The sequence below is a fragment of the Streptomyces sp. NPDC096152 genome (genome assembly GCF_044763235.1).
Classification (GTDB): domain Bacteria; phylum Actinomycetota; class Actinomycetes; order Streptomycetales; family Streptomycetaceae; genus Streptomyces.
This window is the reverse complement of record NZ_JBIWFW010000005.1, coordinates 393,379-412,804: the sequence shown is the minus strand read 5'-3', so window position 1 is coordinate 412,804 and position 19,426 is coordinate 393,379. Positions and strand designations below refer to the sequence as shown.

At 70.3% G+C, this 19,426-nt stretch carries 17 protein-coding genes; 7 read left to right on the top strand and 10 right to left on the bottom strand.

Features of this window, described 5'->3' with window-relative positions; translation table 11 throughout:
* Window positions 1-108 precede the first annotated feature (108 nt).
* A complete protein-coding gene (locus ACIQ9G_RS19570; protein WP_403610857.1) occupies window positions 109-1,584 on the bottom strand; it encodes a CCA tRNA nucleotidyltransferase in 1,476 nt (491 codons plus the stop codon).
* A gap of 278 nt (window positions 1,585-1,862) precedes the next feature.
* Between ACIQ9G_RS19570 and ACIQ9G_RS19565 the strand changes: the two genes are divergently transcribed.
* The 7 genes from ACIQ9G_RS19565 (at window position 1,863) to trxA (ending at window position 11,766) form a co-directional block, all read left to right on the top strand.
* A complete protein-coding gene (locus tag ACIQ9G_RS19565) occupies window positions 1,863-4,280 on the top strand; it encodes a DUF6049 family protein (RefSeq protein ID WP_403610854.1) in 2,418 nt (805 codons plus the stop codon).
* A gap of 45 nt (window positions 4,281-4,325) precedes the next feature.
* Window positions 4,326-6,689, top strand: a complete 2,364-nt coding sequence (gene murJ, locus ACIQ9G_RS19560; RefSeq protein WP_403610852.1) for a murein biosynthesis integral membrane protein MurJ — start codon at window positions 4,326-4,328, stop codon at window positions 6,687-6,689.
* A gap of 118 nt (window positions 6,690-6,807) precedes the next feature.
* A complete protein-coding gene (locus ACIQ9G_RS19555; protein WP_403610849.1) occupies window positions 6,808-8,532 on the top strand; it encodes a protein kinase family protein in 1,725 nt (574 codons plus the stop codon).
* A 26-nt stretch (window positions 8,533-8,558) separates the two neighbouring features.
* The gene (gene sigM, locus ACIQ9G_RS19550) at window positions 8,559-9,296 is read left to right on the top strand and encodes an RNA polymerase sigma factor SigM (RefSeq protein ID WP_403610847.1); all 738 of its coding nucleotides are present in this window, start codon (window positions 8,559-8,561) and stop codon (window positions 9,294-9,296) included.
* Window positions 9,293-10,243 (top strand): hypothetical protein, encoded by a 951-nt coding sequence (locus ACIQ9G_RS19545; protein WP_403610844.1) that lies wholly within the window; start codon window positions 9,293-9,295, stop codon window positions 10,241-10,243. Before sigM ends, ACIQ9G_RS19545 begins: the two co-directional genes overlap by 4 nt.
* Before the next feature lie 174 nt (window positions 10,244-10,417).
* Window positions 10,418-11,389 carry a thioredoxin-disulfide reductase gene (gene trxB, locus ACIQ9G_RS19540; RefSeq protein WP_403610841.1) on the top strand — a complete coding sequence of 324 codons (972 nt, stop codon included), beginning with the start codon at window positions 10,418-10,420 and terminating at the stop codon, window positions 11,387-11,389.
* Window positions 11,390-11,433: 44 nt separating this feature from the next.
* Window positions 11,434-11,766: a thioredoxin gene (gene trxA / locus ACIQ9G_RS19535; RefSeq protein ID WP_030049453.1), complete on the top strand. Its 333-nt coding sequence runs from the start codon at window positions 11,434-11,436 to the stop codon at window positions 11,764-11,766.
* Window positions 11,767-12,119: 353 nt separating this feature from the next.
* On the opposite strand, the gene ACIQ9G_RS19530 is transcribed toward trxA, so the two are convergent.
* The 9 genes from ACIQ9G_RS19530 to rpmH all read right to left on the bottom strand — a co-directional run bounded on the left by ACIQ9G_RS19530 (window position 12,120) and on the right by rpmH (window position 19,107).
* The gene (locus ACIQ9G_RS19530; RefSeq protein ID WP_403610837.1) at window positions 12,120-12,737 is read right to left on the bottom strand and encodes a GNAT family N-acetyltransferase; all 618 of its coding nucleotides are present in this window, start codon (window positions 12,735-12,737) and stop codon (window positions 12,120-12,122) included.
* Window positions 12,738-13,066: 329 nt separating this feature from the next.
* Window positions 13,067-14,170, bottom strand: a complete 1,104-nt coding sequence (locus ACIQ9G_RS19525) for a ParB/RepB/Spo0J family partition protein (RefSeq protein ID WP_403610835.1) — start codon at window positions 14,168-14,170, stop codon at window positions 13,067-13,069.
* Window positions 14,167-15,240 (bottom strand): ParA family protein, encoded by a 1,074-nt coding sequence (locus ACIQ9G_RS19520; RefSeq protein ID WP_403611304.1) that lies wholly within the window; start codon window positions 15,238-15,240, stop codon window positions 14,167-14,169. The genes ACIQ9G_RS19525 and ACIQ9G_RS19520 overlap by 4 nt, the downstream gene beginning before the upstream one ends.
* A gap of 265 nt (window positions 15,241-15,505) precedes the next feature.
* Window positions 15,506-16,222, bottom strand: a complete 717-nt coding sequence (gene rsmG, locus ACIQ9G_RS19515) for a 16S rRNA (guanine(527)-N(7))-methyltransferase RsmG (protein WP_403610832.1) — start codon at window positions 16,220-16,222, stop codon at window positions 15,506-15,508.
* A gap of 186 nt (window positions 16,223-16,408) precedes the next feature.
* A complete protein-coding gene (locus ACIQ9G_RS19510) occupies window positions 16,409-16,921 on the bottom strand; it encodes a protein jag (protein WP_403610830.1) in 513 nt (170 codons plus the stop codon).
* A 15-nt stretch (window positions 16,922-16,936) separates the two neighbouring features.
* The gene (gene yidC / locus ACIQ9G_RS19505; RefSeq protein WP_403610827.1) at window positions 16,937-18,223 is read right to left on the bottom strand and encodes a membrane protein insertase YidC; all 1,287 of its coding nucleotides are present in this window, start codon (window positions 18,221-18,223) and stop codon (window positions 16,937-16,939) included.
* Window positions 18,224-18,226: 3 nt separating this feature from the next.
* On the bottom strand, window positions 18,227-18,580 hold the full coding sequence (yidD, locus tag ACIQ9G_RS19500; protein ID WP_403610824.1) for a membrane protein insertion efficiency factor YidD: 354 nt from the start codon (window positions 18,578-18,580) through the stop codon (window positions 18,227-18,229).
* The gene (gene rnpA / locus ACIQ9G_RS19495) at window positions 18,577-18,948 is read right to left on the bottom strand and encodes a ribonuclease P protein component (RefSeq protein WP_356181429.1); all 372 of its coding nucleotides are present in this window, start codon (window positions 18,946-18,948) and stop codon (window positions 18,577-18,579) included. Before rnpA ends, yidD begins: the two co-directional genes overlap by 4 nt.
* Window positions 18,949-18,969: 21 nt before the next feature.
* Window positions 18,970-19,107, bottom strand: coding sequence for a 50S ribosomal protein L34 (rpmH, locus tag ACIQ9G_RS19490; RefSeq protein WP_003956500.1), 138 nt, complete (start codon window positions 19,105-19,107; stop codon window positions 18,970-18,972).
* Window positions 19,108-19,426: the final 319 nt, after the last annotated feature.

Sequence of the window (19,426 nt, the reverse complement as noted above, 5' to 3'; positions counted from 1 at the left end):
AACATCGCCCCTTCGGGCTTTCCGGGGGCTGTCGCGCGGCCGTGTTTCACGTGAAACACGAACCCGGTGCCACGCGGCACCGCGTACGCAACCGCGTGCCGTGCGCCCTCAGCCCTGTGGGCCCTGCTCGGCCCACCACTCCTTGAGGGCCGCCACCGCGGCGTCGTGCTCCATCGGGCCGTTCTCCAGACGGAGCTCCAGCAGGTACTTGTAGGCATTGCCGACGGCCGGGCCGGGCTTCACCCCGAGGATCTCCATGATCTGGTTGCCGTCGAGGTCGGGCCGGATGGCGTCGAGCTGCTCCTTCTCCTGAAGCTCGGCGATGCGCGCCTCCAGACCGTCGTACGCGCGGGACAGCGCGGCCGCCTTGCGCTTGTTGCGCGTGGTGCAGTCGGAGCGCGTGAGCTTGTGCAGCCGGGTCAGGAGCGGCCCGGCGTCGCGGACGTAGCGGCGGACCGCGGAGTCGGTCCACTCGCCCGTGCCGTAGCCGTGGAAGCGCAGGTGGAGCTCGACCAGACGCGAGACGTCCTTCACGAGCTCGTTGGAGTACTTCAGGGCCGTCATGCGCTTCTTGGTCATCTTCGCGCCGACCACCTCGTGGTGGTGGAAGGAGACCCGGCCGTCCTTCTCGAAGCGGCGCGTGCGCGGCTTGCCGATGTCGTGCAGCAGCGCGGCCAGCCGGAGGGCCAGGTCGGGGCCGTCCTCCTCCAGCGCGATCGCCTGCTCCAGCACGATCAGCGTGTGCTCGTAGACGTCCTTGTGCCGGTGGTGCTCGTCGCTCTCCAGGCGCAGGGCGGGCAGCTCCGGCAGCACCCGGTCGGCCAGGCCGGTGCCGACGAGCAGGCTGAGGCCCTTGCGCGGGTGCGCGGACAGGATCAGCTTGTTCAGCTCGTCCCGCACCCGCTCGGCGGAGACGATCTCGATCCGCTCGGCCATCCCCTTCATCGCGGCGACGACCTCGGGCGCCACCTCGAAGTCGAGCTGGGCGGCGAAGCGCGCGGCCCGCATCATCCGCAGCGGGTCGTCGGAGAAGGACTCCTCGGGCGTGCCCGGGGTGCGCAGCACCCGAGCCGCGAGGTCGTCCAGCCCGCCGTGCGGGTCCACGAACTCCATCCGCGGGAGCGCGACGGCCATCGCGTTGACCGTGAAGTCACGCCGGACGAGGTCCTCCTCGATGGAGTCGCCGTACGACACCTCGGGCTTGCGGGAGGTGCGGTCGTACGCCTCCGACCGGTAGGTGGTCACCTCGATCTGGAAGCACCGGTCGACGTCCCCGACACGGGCCTGCTTCTGGACCCCGACCGTGCCGAAGGCGATCCCGACCTCCCACACCGCGTCCGCCCAGGGCCGCACGATCTTCAGTACGTCCTCGGGGCGGGCGTCGGTCGTGAAGTCCAGATCGTTGCCGAGCCGGCCGAGCAGCGCGTCCCGGACCGAGCCGCCGACCAGGGCGAGCGAGAACCCGGCCTCCTGGAAGCGGCGCGCGAGGTCGTCGGCGACGGGGGCCACCCGCAGCAGCTCGTTCACCGCGCGCTGCTGGACCTGGCTCAGGGCAGGGGGAGTGTCTTCGTTGGCGTTCGGCACAACAGAAGAGGGTACGTGGCCCGGCCGCCCGGCCGCGCCGCCATATCCGGAGCCCGGACGGGCCCGCCGACGCGGGACGCGGGCCCTTCCACCAGGCACTCAATCAGCGCTTTTGTGACGTAATGAACAGCATCCGCGGAAACGGGCATATGAAGGGCGAGCACCGGTGCCCGCCGATCTTGTGGGCGCCTCCGTGGCACTTCGCCTCAGCGCACATCGTTACCATGCGGGGACGCACATCCGACGACCACTGACGACGACGAGGGACGGGCGAGCGCGTGGCCGACGCGGCAGACTTCCAGGGGACCACTCCCTCACCTGCCCGCCGCTGGTTGCGGCGCACCGGCGCAGCACTCGCCGGTGCGCCCCTGCTGGCCGGTCTGCTCCAGCTGCCCGCCGCGCCGACCGCGGACGCCACGGGCCAGGACGCCGCGCAGGCGGCCGCCACCGGCTCGCGCACGGTGGACGTCTCCCTGGACTCGCTCAGCCCCAGCGCCCCCTCCGACGGTGACACCGTCACCGTCAGCGGCACGGTGACGAACAACGGCAAGCAGGCGGTCACCGGCGCCCACGTGGGCCTGCGCGTGGGCCCCGAGCTGAACACCCGCTCGGCGATCGACACGGTCGCCCGGCGCACCGACTTCGAGCCGGGCGCCGACGGCGTCGAGGTCGGCGGCAAGTACGTCCAGGAGTTCGACCGGCTCACCCCGGGCGTCGCCGAGCACTTCAGCATCTCGGTGCCGGTCGGCAAGCTCGACCTCGGCCCGGACGGGGTCTACGCGCTCTCCGTCTCGCTCTCCGGCCGGAGCGCCGCGCAGCCGTGGGACCAGGTACTGGGCATCCGGCACACGTTCCTGCCCTGGAAGCCCGACGAGGCGGACACCAAGACGAAGACCACCTATCTGTGGCCGCTCGTCTCCGACGTCCACATGACGGCGGAGACCGGCCCCGGGGAACAGCAGACGCCGACCTTCGGCAACGACGACCTCGCCCAGGACCTCGCTCCCGGCGGCCGTCTGGAGCAGATGCTCGCGCTGGGCAAGGACCTCGACGTCACCTGGGTGATCGACCCGGACCTGCTGGCCTCCGTGGACGCCATGACCCGCAACTACCGCATCCGCAACGGCAGCGGCCGCCCCGTTGCGGGCACCAAGCAGGCGGTGGCCAAGAAGTGGCTCGCCGAGCTGCAGCAGGCGGTGGCGGGCAAGGACGTCGTGGCGCTCCCCTTCGCCGACCCGGACCTGGCCTCCCTCGCGCACAGCGGTACGAGCGTCACCGGCTCCCTCAGCCAGCTCAGGGACGCCACCGACGTCGCCGCCGGCACGGTGGAGACGGTGCTCCACGTGAAGCCGAGCACCGACTTCGCCTGGCCCGTCGACGGCGCCGTCGACCCGTCGATCGTGAAGGTCGCCACCTCCGCGGGCGCCGACAAGGTGATCGCGCGCGGCGACAGCCTCCAGGAGACCGGCGGCCTGTCCTACACCCCCTCGGCGGCCCGCCCGATCGGCGGCGGCACCACGGCCGTGGTCGCGGACGCGCGGCTGTCCACGGCGTTCCAGGGCGACCTGACCAAGGCCGGCAGCTCCACGCTCGCCGTGCAGCAGTTCCTCGCCCAGAGCCTGGAACTCGGGGAGCAGACCGGTAAGCAGCGCAGCATCGTCGTCGCCCCGCAGCGAATGCCGAGCGCGAGCCAGGCCCGGGCCATGGCGCAGGCGCTGACCGACCTCCAGCACAGCACCTGGTCGGAGGCGCAGGACCTGACCGCGGCCGCCGACGCCAAGCCGGACCCCGGCGCCACCACGCGGGTGCCGTCGTCCGCGGACTACCCCTCCTCCCTGCGCAGGCAGGAGCTGGCGCGCTCCGCCTTCGCCTCGATCGGCAGGACGCAGGACAAGGTCGACAACTTCAAGGTCGTGCTCACCGACGAGTCCCGGGTCGTCACTCCCTTCGGCCGGGCCATGAACCGCGAGATGTCCACGTCGTGGCGCGGCCGTTCCTCGGCGGCCGAGGACTTCCGGGACGGCGTGGAGGCGTACCTCGACGACCTGGCCCAGCAGGTCAAGCTGATCGACAAGTCGGAGACCAAGCTCTCCGGGCGCAGCGCGACCATCCCGGTCACCGTGCAGAACAACCTGGTGCAGGGCGTCGACCACCTGGTGCTGCGGCTCACCTCGACCAACCCCACGCGACTGAAGATCGGCGGCAAGGCCTACACGGAGCAGCCCGTGGCCATCTCCGGCGGGCACAGCCAGTCCGTGAAGTTCACCACCTCCGCCAACGCCAACGGCCCGGTGACGGTGGTGGCCCAGCTGTACACGCAGGACGGCCAGGAGTACGGGGACCCGGTCACCTTCGACGTGAAGGTCACCGAGGTCACGGCCACGGTGATGCTGGTCATCGGCGGCGGCGTCCTGTTGCTCGTCCTCGCCGGTTTCCGCATGTACACCCAGCGCAAGCAGGCGGCCGCCCGTGACACCGCGGAGGACGGCCCCGACGGGACCGGCGAGGACGCCGGAAACCCCGACGAGCAAGGGAACGACGGTGCGGAGAACCCCGAGGGGCCCGCGGACCGTCTCACAGAACAGTCCGGCGTTCGGCCCGGGGCGGACACCCCCGAGCAGCCGAGTGACCCGGCACCGGACACCGCAGCGGGAGGCGCCGACCCGTCCGGCACGGGTGAGAGGGTGGACCGTTGAGGATGTCATGGCCCGGTGGGCCCGGGACGACGAGGTGGGGTAAGCATGAACGCGCCGTACGACGGTGACCGCGGCCAGGCCGTGGGCGGCTCGGGCCACCCCGAGGGGCCGCCGCCCGAGCACGGCCAGGTGCCCTCGCAGCCCCCGGCGGACATGTACCTCCAGGACGCCTACGCGGACGACCCCTACCGGGCGCAGGACCTCTCCGCCCAGGACCCGGTCGACGAGGCGCTGTACGACCGTGCCGCCCATCCTCCGCAGGCCCCGGGCACGAACCAGCCGCAGCAGCCGCTGTACGGCCCGCCGCAGCAGTCGCCGTACGCCCCCGACCCCCACGTGTGGGCCCAGACCCCGCCGCCGGAGCCGTCGGGCACCACGCAGTACCTGCCGCACGGTGAGGACCCCCGCAGCACCCGGTTCGTGGGCGTCGACGACCTCGTCAGCCACTCCGGCGAGGAGCGCCACGAGCCGGACGCCTTCGCGCACCTCTTCCGCGACCAGCAGCAGGGCGGCTACCAGGACACACGGCAGGGCGGCTACCCCCACGTCCAGCAGGGCGGCTACCCCGACGCGCGCCAGGACGGCTTCCAGGAGGCCGGGCAGCACGGCTACCAGCCCCCGCAGCACACCGGCGGACACCCGCGGACGGACGCGCCCTCGGTCCCCGGCCCCTCGCCCGCACCGGCCGGCGGCCAGGGACCGGCGGGACCGTACGCCGCGGCTCCGGCCGCCACGGAGACGACCGCCCCCGCCGCCGCGCCCGCGGCGGCGAAGAAGGGCGGGCGCGCGTCGGGGCTGCTGAAGTCGAGCGCCGTGATGGCGGCGGGCACGATGGTGTCCCGGCTCACCGGCTTCGTCCGCTCCGCGATGATCGTGGCCGCACTGGGCACGGCCCTCTTGGGTGACACCTTCCAGGTGGCCTACCAGCTGCCGACGATGATCTACATCCTGACCGTCGGCGGCGGCCTCAACTCGGTGTTCGTCCCGCAGCTCGTCCGCGCCATGAAGGAGGACGAGGACGGCGGCGAGGCCTTCGCCAACCGGCTGCTGACCCTGGTCGTCGTGGCGCTGGGCCTGCTCACCGCGCTGGCGATGTTCGCGGCGCCGCTCCTGGTCCGGCTGCTGTCCAACCCGGTCGCCAGCGACCCCGCGGCCAACGAGGTGGGCGTCGCCTTCACCCGGTACTTCCTGCCCACCATCTTCTTCATGGGCATCCACGTGGTGATGGGGCAGATCCTCAACGCCCGGGGCAAGTTCGGCGCGATGATGTGGACTCCGGTCCTCAACAACATCGTCATCATCGCCACGCTCGGCATGTTCCTGTGGGTCTACGGCACCGCCGCGGACTCCCACATGAACGTCACGACCATCCCGCCGGAGGGACAGCGCCTGCTGGGCGTCGGCGTGCTGCTCGGCCTCGTCGTCCAGGCGCTGGCGATGATCCCGTACCTGCGCGAGACCGGCTTCCGGCTCCGCCTGCGCTTCGACTGGCGGGGCCACGGCCTCGGCAAGGCCGCCATGCTCGCCAAGTGGACGGTCCTCTTCGTCCTCGCCAACCAGGCGGGCGCCCTGGTCGTCACCCAGCTGGCCACCGCCGCGGTCACCGACACCGAACTGCCCGGCACCGGCTTCAGCGCCTACGCCAACGCGCAGCTGATCTGGGGCCTGCCGCAGGCCATCATCACCGTCTCCCTGATGGCGGCGCTGCTGCCCCGCATCTCGCGTTCGGCCGCCGAGGGCGACGCGGGAGCCGTCCGCGACGACATCTCGCAGGGCCTGCGCACGACGGCCGTCGCCATCGTGCCCATCGCCTTCGGATTCCTCGCCCTGGGCATCCCGATGTGCACCCTGATCTTCGGCTCCTCCGGCACCGGCGCCGCCACCAACATGGGCTACATGCTGATGGCCTTCGCCCTCGGCCTGATCCCCTACTCGGTGCAGTACGTCGTCCTGCGTGCCTTCTACGCGTACGAGGACACCCGGACGCCCTTCTACAACACGGTCATCGTGGCCGCGGTCAACGCGGGTGCCTCCGCGCTCTGCTACGTGCTGCTTCCGCCCCGCTGGGCCGTCGCCGGCATGGCCGCCGCGTACGGCCTCGCGTACGCGATCGGCGTGGGTGTCGCCTGGCGCCGGCTGCGCGTGCGGCTCGGCGGCGACCTCGACGGCTCCCGTGTCATGCGGACGTACGCACGGCTGTGCATCGCCTCGGTGCCGGCGGCGCTGCTCAGCGGCGCGGCCTGCTACGCCATCGGCCACGCCCTGGGCCAGGGCGTCCTCGGGTCGTTCGCGGCGCTGCTGGCCGGCGGGGCCCTGCTGCTCGGTGTCTTCTTCGTCGCCGCCCGCCGTATGCGTATCGAGGAACTCAACTCGCTCGTGGGCACGGTCCGCGGGCGCCTGGGGCGTTGAGGCGGGGGTAGGCGCACAACCATCGTCCGCGGCCGTGTGTCGTGCATAGCAGCGGACTGTGGGCACAATTGGTTTCGGCGTCGGACAGCGCGCAATGGATGGGGAGGCAGGAGCGACGGTGGCGGAACGGAGCACGGCTGCCGTCGACGTGGCAGAGAACAGCGGCGACGAGCCGCTGACCGCGAAGGCGGACCAGGCCACGGCCGACGGGGTGGCCCAGAACGGGGAGCGGGACACGGACAACGACGAGGCACAGGGGAGCCGAGGGACCGAGAGTCCCGGAGAGAAGGCCTCACCGCCCGAACTGCACAGCGGTCACAAGCTCGCCAGTCGCTACCGCCTCGAAGAGTGCGTCACCCGTCTGGACGGGTTCAGCAGTTGGCGAGCGGTGGACGAGAAGCTCCGCCGCGCCGTCGGCGTCCACATCCTGCCCGCGGACCACACGCGCGCCCGCTCCGTGCTGGCCGCGGCCCGCTCCTCGGCCCTGCTGGGCGACCCGCGCTTCGTCCAGGTCCTGGACGCCGTCGAGGAGAACGACGTCGTCTACGTGGTCCACGAATGGCTGCCCGACGCCGTAGAACTGACCCCCCTGCTGTCCGCCGGGCCCATGGAGCCGCACGACGCCTACCAGTTGGTCAGCCAGGTCGCCTCCGCCATGGCCGCCGCGCACCGCGAGGGCCTCGCGCATCTGCGGCTGAACCCCAACGCGGTGCTGCGCACCTCCTCGGGCCAGTGGCGCATCCGCGGCCTCGCCGTGAACGCGGCGCTGCGCGGCGTCAGCTCCGACACCCCGCAGCGCACCGACACCGAGTCGATCGGCGCCCTGTTGTACGCGGCGCTGACTCAGCGCTGGCCGTACGAGAGCGACGCCTACGGTCTGTCCGGCCTGCCCAAGGACGTCGGCCTCATCCCGCCCGACCAGGTGCGGGCCGGGGTGCACCGCGGCCTGTCCGAACTCGCCATGCGTGCCCTCGCCAACAACGGCGCCACCGCCTCCCGCCACGAGTCCCCGTGCACCACGCCGGAGGAACTGGTGAAGGCGATCGGCGAGATGCCGCGCATCCGCCCGCCGGAGCCCTCGTTCGCCGCCCCGCCGGAGTACCAGCACACGGCCTACCAGCAGGGCTCCTACGGGCGTACGACGCCGCATCACGGTGTAACGCAGGCGGTGGCCCCGCCGCCGCCCCCGCTGCAGAGCCGCACCGGCAAGGTGCTGAAGTGGGCCGTCTCGGCCCTCCTCATCGCCGCCCTCGGCCTGGGCAGCTGGCAGCTCGCGGACGCCCTGATGGACCAGGGCGGCAACTCCGACAACGGCAACCAGACCCAGACGACGGACGGCAGCGGCAAGGACGGCAAGCAGCCGAAGCCGGTCAGGCCGATCGCGATCCAGGGCGCCCAGGAGTACGTCGTCAAGGGCGACGCCCAGCACCCCGGTGACGTCGGCAGGACCCATGACGGGGACAACTCGACGTTCTGGAAGACCAACACCTTCATAGACGGTCCGGCCCTCGCGCCCTACAAGCCGGGCGTCGGCATCGTCTACGACCTCGGCTCGCCGCACGGACTCTCCACCGCGTCCATCGGTCTGCGCTACGCGGGCGATCACACGACGGTCGAGCTGTACGCGTCCGACTCGCTCGCGTCGGCGTCGATGAGCCCCGCGCAGCGGCTCGGCACGGCCAGGACGAGCGGGAACACCGCCACGGTGAAGATCCTCAAGCCGGTGAAGACGCGGTACGTCCTCGTCTGGCTCACCGCCGTGCCGTACTCCGGCGCGGACGCGAGCGCGTACACCGGCGCCGGCTACAAGCAGGCCATCACCGAAGTGAAGTTCACGGGCTGACGTCTCACCGAGGGGGAGGGGGTCGGATGGCAGAGGGCAGCGCTCACGGCGACCTGAGCGATCAGGACCTCCTGTCCCGCCATGTGGAGGGCGACCCCGACGCCTTCGGTGAGCTCGTACGGCGACACCGCGACCGTCTCTGGGCCGTCGCCCTGCGGACGCTGAGGGACCGCGAGGAGGCCGCCGACGCCGTCCAGGACGCCTTCGTCTCCGCCTACCGGGCCGCACACACCTTCCGCGGCCGGTCGGCCGTCACGACCTGGCTGCACCGGATCACGGTGAACGCCTGCCTGGACCGCGCCCGCAAGGCCGCCTCACGGAAGACCTCGCCGGTGGACGACACCGAGCGCCTGGAGCAGTTGCTGGAGCCGCACGAGTCGGCCTCCGCGCCCGCCGAGCGTAACGACGTCCAGCGGCAGCTCATCGAGGCGCTGGGCACCCTCCCGGCCGACCAGCGGGCCGCTCTGGTCCTCGTGGACATGCAGGGCTACCCCGTGGCCGAGGCCGCCCGGATCCTCGACGTGCCGACCGGGACGGTGAAGAGCCGCTGCGCCCGGGGCAGAGCCCGGCTCCTGCCGCTGCTCACCCATCTGCGGCCGGGAGGCGCGGCGGAAGGCACGGGAGAGGAAAAGGAACCGGACAGAGGACGGAACCGGGTGCAGGGAACATCCGTCCCACCGGCAGCGCACCCTCTGGACACGGGTCCACAGGGCGCGGGGCCGGACGATTCGACTGCTGTGAAGGGCGGAGGTGGGCGAGCGTGACATCCACGACGGACAGGGCCGGGCACCCGGACGTCACCGAGATCTCCGACCTCACCGAAGGCCTGCTGACACCGTCCCGCAGCACGGACCTCCGGCGGCACCTGGACGCCTGCGCCCTGTGCGCCGACGTCTACACGTCCCTGGAGGAGATCCGCGGCCTGCTCGGCACACTGCCGGGCCCGCCCCGTATGCCCGACGACGTCGCGGGCCGTATCGACGCCGCGCTCGCCGCCGAGGCTCTGCTCAGCGCCACGGCCGCCGCGGTCACGGACGAGCCCGAGGCCACGGACACACCTGCCGCTGTGGGCACCTCCCGCCCCGAGACCGATGCCGGTGACGGCGCGCATGTTTCACGTGAAACATCGACAGTGGACCGCCCCATGGGCCACCCCCGCGCCTCCACCACCGGCCCGGGTCGCAAGACCCGTACGCGGCACGGGCGCCGCAGGATCGCCGTCCTGGGGTCCGTGTGCACGCTCGCCGTCCTGGGCGTCGCGTCCGTGGTGCTGGCCTCCCTGCACGACGGCAGCGGCTCCGACACCACCGCGCACGGTCGGCCGACCGCCTCCGCGGACACCTTCGCCGAGGGGACGCTGGAGAGCCGGGTCTCGGACCTCCTCACCAAGGCTCAGAAGCAGCAGGGCGACACGCGCGCCCCGCACAGCTTCGGCGTGGATTCCGCCCCGGACACCGATCGGCCGCGGGTCCTCAAGACCCAGCCCACCGTCTCGGTCCCCCCGTGCGTCCAGCAGGGCATCGCACGCGAGGACACGGCGCTCGCCGCCCAGCAAGGCACCTACGCCGGCAAGGACGCCTTTCTGGTCGTGCTGCCCGACGCCTCCGGCGAGAGCACACGGGTCACGGCCTATGTCGTCGACGCCACCTGCGTCCACCACCCCGCGACGGCGGCGAAGGTACTGCTGAAGCGTTCCTACACGCGTTCCTGAGCTGAGCGCCCACGCCTGGTCCACGCGCTGCGTGGTATCCCGTATGGTGACGCGCCTCCGTGTGCCCGGCCACGCCGGGAATGCGCGCCCCGTAGGATCCGTTGGGTGGGGTGAGAGCTGTGAGAGAGGCTCCCACCGGCCGTACGACACAGTCCAGAGACGAGGAATCAAGCCGTGAGCGACGTCCGTAACGTGATCATCATCGGCTCCGGGCCCGCAGGCTACACAGCGGCGCTCTACACCGCGCGCGCGTCGCTGAAGCCACTGGTCTTCGAGGGCGCCGTCACCGCCGGCGGTGCGCTGATGAACACCACCGACGTGGAGAACTTCCCGGGCTTCCGCGACGGCATCATGGGCCCCGACCTCATGGACAACATGCGCGCCCAGGCCGAGCGCTTCGGTGCCGAGCTGGTCCCGGACGACATCGTCTCCGTCGACCTGACCGGTGAGATCAAGACCGTCACCGACACCTCGGGCACGGTGCACCGGGCCAAGGCTGTCATCGTCGCCACCGGCTCGCAGCACCGCAAGCTCGGCCTGCCCAACGAGGACGCCTTCTCCGGCCGCGGTGTCTCCTGGTGCGCCACCTGCGACGGCTTCTTCTTCAGGGACCAGGACATCGCCGTGATCGGCGGTGGCGACACCGCGATGGAGGAGGCCACCTTCCTCTCGCGCTTCGCCAAGTCCGTGACGGTCGTCCACCGCCGCGACACGCTGCGCGCTTCCAAGGCGATGCAGGAGCGCGCCTTCGCCGACCCGAAGATCAAGTTCATCTGGGACAGCGAGGTGGCCGAGATCCAGGGCGAGCAGAAGCTCTCCGGCCTGAAGCTGCGCAACCTCAAGACGGACGAGCTCTCGGACCTGCCGGTGACGGGCCTGTTCATCGCGATCGGGCACGACCCGCGCACGGAACTCTTCAAGGGCCAGCTCGACCTGGACGAAGAGGGTTACCTCAAGGTCGACGCCCCATCCACCCGCACCAACCTCACCGGGGTCTTCGGCGCCGGAGACGTGGTCGACCACACCTACCGTCAGGCGATCACCGCGGCCGGCACCGGCTGCTCCGCCGCCCTCGACGCCGAGCGCTTCCTCGCCGTCCTCGCGGACAACGAGCAGAAGGCCGAGCCCGAGAAGACCACCGTCTGAGACTCCCAACCACACCACCGCCCGAACCAGTTAAGGAGCCCGCCGTGGCCGGCACCCTGAAGAACGTGACCGACGACAGCTTCGAGCAGGACGTCCTCAAGAGCGACAAGCCCGTCCTGGTGGACTTCTGGGCCGCCTGGTGCGGTCCCTGCCGCCAGATCGCTCCGTCCCTCGAGGCGATCGCCAGCGAGTACGGCGACAAGATCGAGGTCGTCAAGCTCAACATCGACGAGAACCCGGGTACGGCCGCCAAGTACGGCGTCATGTCCATCCCGACCCTGAACGTCTACCAGAACGGCGAGGTCGCCAAGACCATCGTCGGGGCGAAGCCGAAGGCCGCGATCGTCCGCGACCTCGAGGACTTCATCGCCGAGTGACGTTTCACGTGAAACACGAAGGGGCCGACCCGCCGGGGTCGGCCCCTTCGCTTTCCGTGACCCGGCCCACAGGCCGGCGGCACCCCGGTCGTTTCAGGCTTAGGGCCTGTCCGGCGGATCAAGTCGCAGAGAGGCAACGGCGCGTCATCAGCGCAGGTGAGCGGGTTCTGGGGCGTCCAGCTGCAAGGCGGAGGAGGGCGTCGACGCGATGGGGGTCCCCCCTGCTCGAGCGAAGCCGGGAGCTTGGGGGAGTCGGCAACCGACGACAACGCCGCTGGGGGCACCCCCTGCTCGAAGAGCTTGGGGGAGGGCGGGCCAGACCCCGCGTCTGCGGCATGATCCGCCGGACAGCCCTAGAGCGGACGGAGCGCCGGTTCCTTCTGCACGGCCCCCAGCAGCCGGTCGATCGCCATCTCCACGTCTTCCTTCCAGGAAAGCGTCGATCTGAGCTCCAGCCGCAGCCGTGGATGAGTGGGGTGGTGCCGTACCGTCTTGAAGCCCACCGCCAGCAGATGGTCGGCCGGCAATATGCAGGCGGGTTCCTTCCAGCGGGCGTCGCCGAACGCCTCGATCGCCTTGAAGCCCCGCCGCAGCAGGTCCTTGGCGACCGTCTGCACCATCACACGCCCCAGTCCCTGACCCTGGTGGCCCGGCATGATGAAGCCGGTCATCAACTGCACCGCGTCCGGGGAGACAGGACTCGTCGGAAACGCCGTGGAGCGCGGCACATAGGCGGGGGGAGCGTAGAGCACGAACCCCACGGGAACGTCGTCGACATACACGACCCGGCCGCAGGAGCCCCAGTCGAGCAGGACGGCGGAGATCCAGGATTCCTTCTCCAGTGCGGGTGTCCCCGCCTTCACCGCGGCTTCGCCGCTGACGGGGTCCAACTCCCAGAAGACACACGCGCGACAGCGCCGGGGAAGATCCTGAAGGTTGTCCAGCGTGAGCGGTACGAGCCTGCGGCCCATGGAGGCTGTTCCTCGCTTCCTTCGCCGGCGGTGTCACGAGCGGCTGCCAGAACACTGCGTTCCCTGAGCAGACTGCCCACGAACCCGCCGACCGCACCCAGCCCCAGACCCGCCCCCACGAGTCCGGTGCGGCTCACCGTTCGCATGGCCTCCGCCTCCCCGTCAGAGGTGCCGCCGGGTGATGCGCCCTGTCCCAGCATCGTATCCACCCTGCGATCGCCTCGATACCGTCTGAAAGCAAAGTGCGGGCCGTGTTCCGGTGCATGCCGGACGCGGCCCGACTCTGTCGATCGGCCGAGCCGAAACCCCTTCGTCAAAGGGGAGGGGCGTCAGTCGTCCTCTTCCTCCGGCCCACCGTCCAGCAGGCTCCTCTGCAGGACCGGCCCCTCACCCGGGGCCAGCGAGCCGAGAATCCTCTCCAGATCCTCCATGGAGGCGAACTCGACCGTGATCTTGCCCTTCTTCTGCCCCAGGTCGACCTTCACCCGCGTCTCGAACCGATCGGACAGCCGGGTGGCGAGATCGGACAGCGCCGGGGAGACCCGGGCGCCGGCCCGCGGGCCCTTGGAACGCGGGCCGGTCTGCGGCCGCGACCCCATGAGGGTCACGATCTCCTCGACGGCTCGCACCGACAGTCCCTCGGCCACGATCCGGTGGGCCAGCCGGTCCTGTTCCTCCGAGTCCTCGACGGAGAGCAGCGCCCGAGCATGACCGGCGGACAGAACCCCGGCGGCGACCCGGCGCTGCACGGCCGGCGAGAGCTTCAGCAACCGCAGGGTGTTGGAGACCTGCGGGCGAGAACGCCCGATCCGGTCCGCCAACTGGTCGTGGGTGCAGTTGAAGTCCTTCAGCAGCTGGTCGTAGGCGGCCGCCTCTTCCAGCGGGTTCAGCTGCGCCCGGTGGAGGTTCTCCAGCAGAGCGTCGAGAAGGAGCTTCTCGTCGTCGGTGGCGCGCACGATTGCCGGGATGGCCTCCAGCTCCGCCTTGCGGCAGGCCCGCCAGCGCCGCTCGCCCATGATGAGCTCGTAGCGCCCCGAAGCGAGCTGCCGTACGACGACGGGCTGGAGGAGACCGACCTCCTTGATGGAGGTGACGAGCTCGGCCAGGGCGTCGTCGTCGAACACCTCGCGCGGCTGGCGCGGGTTCGGCGTGATGGAGTCCAGAGGGATCTCGGCGAAGTGGGCACCCACCGGCGGCGCGGGCGTCTCCGGGGCGTCGACCGTCACCCCTTCCTCTGTTTCACGTGAAACCTTCGGCAGCGTGGCCAGGTTCGCCGCGGTAAGTCCGCGGTCGCCCGTCAGTGCCGCCGAGGCCGCCGGGGCCGGGGAAGCCGGACCCCCCACCGCCGGGGGAGTCGACGTCCGCTCTCCAGTCGGGGCAGCGGGGATCAGCGCGCCTAGACCACGGCCCAACCCCCTCCGTCGCTCGCTCACTGCATCCCCTCCACCATGCTCGGGTCGTTCTGGGCGCCGATGTGGGCGTGCGTCGCGTCGTACTGGACGCCGACACCCTTCAGCGCGATTTCTCGTGCCGCCTCAAGATACGAGAGGGCACCGCTCGATCCTGGATCGTAAGTCAGCACCGTCTGCCCGTAGCTCGGCGCCTCCGAGATACGGACGGAGCGGGGAATGCTCGTCCGCAGGACCTCGTCGCCGAAGTGGCTGCGCACCTCCTCCGCGACCTGGGACGCAAGACGCGTCCGGCCGTCGTACATGGTGAGCAGGATGGTCGACACATGCAGGGTGGGGTTGAGGTGCCCCCGTACCAGGTCGACATTGCGCAGCAGTTGGCCCAGGCCCTCCAGCGCGTAGTACTCGCACTGGATCGGGATGAGGACTTCCTGCCCGGCCACGAGCGCGTTGACGGTGAGGAGGCCGAGTGAGGGCGGGCAGTCGATGAGGACGTAGTCCAGCGGCTGCTCATACGCCTGGATCGCCCGCTGGAGCCGGCTCTCGCGCGCCACCAGGGACACCAACTCGATCTCCGCACCGGCGAGATCGATGGTGGCCGGGGCACAGAAGAGGCCCTCCACGTCGGGAACGGGCTGGACGACGTCCGCGAGTGGCTTGCTCTCCACCAATACGTCATAGATGGAGGGAACTTCGGCGTGGTGATCGATCCCCAGCGCGGTGGACGCGTTGCCCTGAGGGTCGAGGTCGATCACCAGGACACGGGCCCCGTGCAGAGCCAGGGACGCGGCAAGATTGACGGTCGTCGTCGTCTTGCCCACCCCGCCCTTCTGGTTGGCGACCACCATGACCCGGGTCTGGTCGGGCCGAGGAAGACCCTCGCCGGCGCGGCCCAGAGCCTCGACCGCCAGTTGGGCAGCACGACCGATGGGAGTGTCGTCCATCGGGGGCGGTGTTTCACGTGAAACATCCTCCCCCATCGATTCGGTACGGGGACCGGGGACCGGATCGGTCATCGGTCCCGCGATGTTGGCGTCGGACCGCACGGATTCACTCTCCTCGACTTCAGGCTCGCAATGAACAGAGCCTCCCATGCCTTCGGGGTCATGAACCAGTGAGGCCTGGCGTTCTGTGGAGAAATCCACCTCTGTGGACAACTCCGCACCCTCTCCGAGTGAACCGCGCGACTGTCGGTCGCGGGGTTGGGCCGCGACGCGGCCACGGTTGATGATGCCGTGCAGCAGTGAGCGACGTTTCACGTGAAACACGATGCACAGCAGCCGTGGCCGAATTGTCGCGACACTCCGGCATGAGCGGGTGGGGCAGCTTGTGTGGAGTACCGCCGGTCGACAGACCGAACTACCGGCGCCGGCGCGTCCGCCCGGTACGGGCCGCCTTCGCGCGCTTCGCCGCGAAGCGCACACCGCCCGGGCTCTCGCCGACCTCGACCCGCACCACGGTCGACAGGGGATCCACGATGCCCTGACCCACATGCAGGATGGACGTCTCCACCGCGCCGAGCTTGCTCAGCGCGGCCGCGGCGCTCTTCAGCTCCTCTTCTGCGGTGTCGCCCTTGAGCGCGAGCATCTCGCCGTAGGGCCGCAGCAGCGGGATGCCCCAGGTCGCCAGACGGTCCAGAGGGGCCACCGCTCGGGCCGTCACCACATGGACCGGCGGCAGCTTGCCCATGACCTCCTCCGCACGGCCGCGGACGACGGTGACATGGTCCAGCCCCAGAAGCTCGACAACCTCGTTGAGGAAGTTGGTGCGCCGCAGCAACGGCTCCAACAGCGTGATCTTGAGGTCCTCGCGGACGAGCGCCAGGGGAACGCCGGGCAGGCCGGCACCCGAGCCCACATCACACACGGTCACCCCCTCGGGCACGACCTCGGAGAGCACCGCGCAGTTCAGCAGGTGCCGCTCCCACAGGCGGGGCACCTCCCGCGGGCCGATGAGCCCTCGCTCCACACCCGCCTCCGCGAGCAGCTCCGCGTAGCGCACCGCATCCGCGTAGCGCTCACCGAAGACCTCGCGCGCCTGCTCGGGCGCGGGGGGAAGCTCCACTGCCTCCGTCACGGGGTGACCGTCCTTCCGTACGCAAGAGCGCTCTGCGCGCTGACCACCAGGGCTACCAGGATGCGTCAGCCTGCGGGATCAGGCTGACGGGGGTGCGGGGGCGGTCCGGTGGCGATACGCCGGAACAGCCCGACAAAGTTCGGCCCCGCCTGCGCAACAGACGGGGCCGGTCGAACGGGGAACCGCTCAGGCGGGAAGCACGACGACGAAGCGCTGCGGCTCCTCGCCCTCGGACTCGCTGCGCAGCCCCGCGGCCTTGACCGCGTCGTGCACGACCTTGCGCTCGAACGGGGTCATCGGCTTCATCTTCACGGGCTCACCGCTGCTCTTGACCTCGGCCGCGGCCTTCGCACCCAGCTCGGACAGCTCCGACCGCTTCTTGGCGCGGTAGCCGTCGATGTCCAGCATCAGGCGGCTGCGGTCGCCGGTCTCCCGGTGCACGGCCAGGCGCGTGAGCTCCTGCAGGGCCTCCAGTACCTCGCCGTCACGCCCGACCAGCTTCTGCAAGTCGCGGCTGCCGGCCTCGCTGATGATCGAGACGGACGCGCGGTCGGCCTCGACGTCCATGTCGATGTCGCCGTCGAGGTCGGCGATGTCCAGCAGACCCTCGAGGTAGTCCGCCGCGATCTCGCCCTCCTGCTCCAGGTGGGTCAGGGCGTCTGCGCCCTCGGCAGCGGCGGAGGTGGTGCCTTCCGTCACGGGATGGGCTCCTTCTTACTTCTTGGACGGGGACTTGGGGCGCTGCGGACCCTTGCGCTGACCGGACTGGGCCCTGCTGCGAGTGCTGTTGCCGGGCTTCGCGGAAGCCTGCTCGGCAGCGGCGGGCGCGTCGTCCTGGGGCTGGTCGGACTTGCTGAGCGAGGTGGACGGCGTGGTCTCACCGGCCGGCTTCGCCGTACCCGACTGGCGCTGGGCCTTGGTCTGCCGCTTGGGCTGCTGGCGCCGGGGGGCCGTCTCGGTGGCGGTGGCGGTGATCGCCGTACCGTCCGCGGCCTGCGCGGAGGCGGCACCCTCGCTCTTCACCACGCTGCCGTCGGCCTGGGCCGCCAGGCCCGCCTTGTTCAGACCGTTGACGAACTTGCGCTCGAACTCGTTGCGGTCGCGGCCCTTGGCGACGATCGCCTTCACGATGGCGCGCTCGCGGCGGTTACGGGCCTTGCCGTGGTGGGTGACGTGCTTGTGCAGGCGCTCCAGGTACGCGGCCTGGGCCTTGGAACCCGGGGTCGGGTTGTTGTGGATGACGTACATCTGCTGGCCCATGGTCCACACGTTGGTGGTCAGCCAGTAGACGAGGACACCGACCGGGAAGTTGATGCCGAAGACGGCGAACATGACCGGGAAGACGTACATCAGCATCTTCTGCTGCTGCATGAACGGCGTCTTCACCGTGGTGTCGACGTTCTTCGTCATCAGCTGGCGCTGCGTGTAGAACTGCGACGCCGACATCAGGACGATCATGACCGCGGTGACGACCCGGACGTCCGTGATCGAGGCGTTCAGCGAGGCGACCTTGTCCGCGCCGTCCGTGAACTTCGCGGCGAGCGGGGCACCGAAGATGTGCGCGTTACGGGCGCTGGCCAGCAGCGACTCGTTGATGACGCCGATCGTCTTGCCCGTCGCGATGGCGTTGAGCACGTGGTACAGGGCGAAGAAGAACGGCGACTGCGCCAGGATGGGAAGGCACGAGGAGAGCGGGTTGGTACCCGACTCCTTGTACAGCTTCATCATCTCTTCGGACTGGCGCTGCTTGTCGTTCTTGTAGCGCTCCTGGATCTTCTTCATCTCGGGCTGGAGCGTCTGCATCGCCCGCGTCGCCTTGATCTGCTTCACGAAGAGCGGGATCAGGCAGATACGGATCAGAACCACGAGGGACACGATGGACAGGCCCCAGGCCCACCCCGTGTCCGGACCGAAGATCGTCCCGTACACCGAGTGGAACTGGACGATGACCCAGGAAACCGGTGTCGTGATGAAGCTGAAGAAGCTGGCAATCGTGTCCACTAATCATGCTCCTTGGGCATGGGACGGTGTCTCTGCGGCCGGGCTCGAAGGGATCTCCCTGTCGGTGGCCGTTTCGGCGGCGGAGGGCCCGCCCTTGCGTGCGCTCCAGGCGTTGCGCAGCATTTCGTGCCACCGCGGGCGCTTGCGCGGCGGGACATGGTCCACACCGCCCAGCGACCACGGATTGCATCGCAGGATGCGCCAGGCGGTCAGTGCCGTTCCCTTGATCGCACCATGCCGGTCGATGGCCGTGTAGCCGTAGTGGGAACACGACGGGTAGTACTTGCACACCGGCCCGAGCAAGGGGCTGATGGTCCACTGGTACAGCTTGATCAGCGCCAGCAGCGGGTACTTCATCGCGCGCCCCCTCCTAGCAGCCGCTGAAGGGCGGCATCCAGGTCTCGGGCCAGTTGTGCGTGCTCGGCGTCACCCGCACCGGGCAGCGCTCGTACGACTACCAGGCTACCGGGGGGCAGCAGAGCGACTCGGTCGCGCATCAGATGGCGAAGCCTGCGCTTCACCTTGTTGCGCACGACCGCTCCACCCACCGCTTTGCTCACGACGAAACCCGCACGCGTCGGGGGAGCGCTCTCCCCAGGCGCGTGCGGGTCCGTTGCACCGCTACGAAGATGGACGACGAGGAGCGGGCGGCCGGCCCGGCGCCCCCGTCGTACCGCGGTCGCGAAGTCCTCGCGCCGCCTCAGCCGGTTCTCGGTGGGCAGCACGATGTCATGACCTGATCGGGATCAGGCGGACAGACGGGCGCGACCCTTGCTACGGCGGGACGCGAGGATCGCGCGGCCGGCACGGGTGCGCATACGCAGCCGGAAGCCGTGGGTCTTCGCGCGACGACGGTTGTTCGGCTGGAAGGTGCGCTTGCTCACTCGGGGGCTCCAGAAAGGTTCGGGTAGTGGCGGGGTGCCGTCCTGGCTGTCACCGTGCGCCCACGAGTAGCTCGCAGTTACGCCCGAGTGCACCGCTTACCGATCACCTGACGTGACCTGTGCCCTTCGGAGGCAGGCGGCAGCAGCCATCGACAACTCGACCTGGTTACGGTACGCGGGGCTACGCCATCCGGTCAAACCGGCGGCCGGCAAGGGACACTGTCCACAGCCTGGGGACAACAACTTGAACCGTACCCGTCGCGCTGACTACCGTGACTGGACTCCGATTCGTTCCCTTGTCCCCCGCGCCACCCGATTT

Excerpts from the sequence above, each read along its gene's own strand:
- murJ (WP_403610852.1), top strand. The coding sequence starts at position 4,326 with ATGAACGCGCCGTACGACGGTGACCGCGGCCAGGCCGTGGGCGGCTCG.
- sigM (WP_403610847.1), top strand. The coding sequence starts at position 8,559 with ATGGCAGAGGGCAGCGCTCACGGCGACCTGAGCGATCAGGACCTCCTG.
- ACIQ9G_RS19530 (WP_403610837.1), bottom strand. The coding sequence starts at position 12,737 with ATGGGCCGCAGGCTCGTACCGCTCACGCTGGACAACCTTCAGGATCTT.
- ACIQ9G_RS19520 (WP_403611304.1), bottom strand. The coding sequence starts at position 15,240 with ATGGGAGGCTCTGTTCATTGCGAGCCTGAAGTCGAGGAGAGTGAATCC.
- yidD (WP_403610824.1), bottom strand. The coding sequence starts at position 18,580 with ATGAAGTACCCGCTGCTGGCGCTGATCAAGCTGTACCAGTGGACCATC.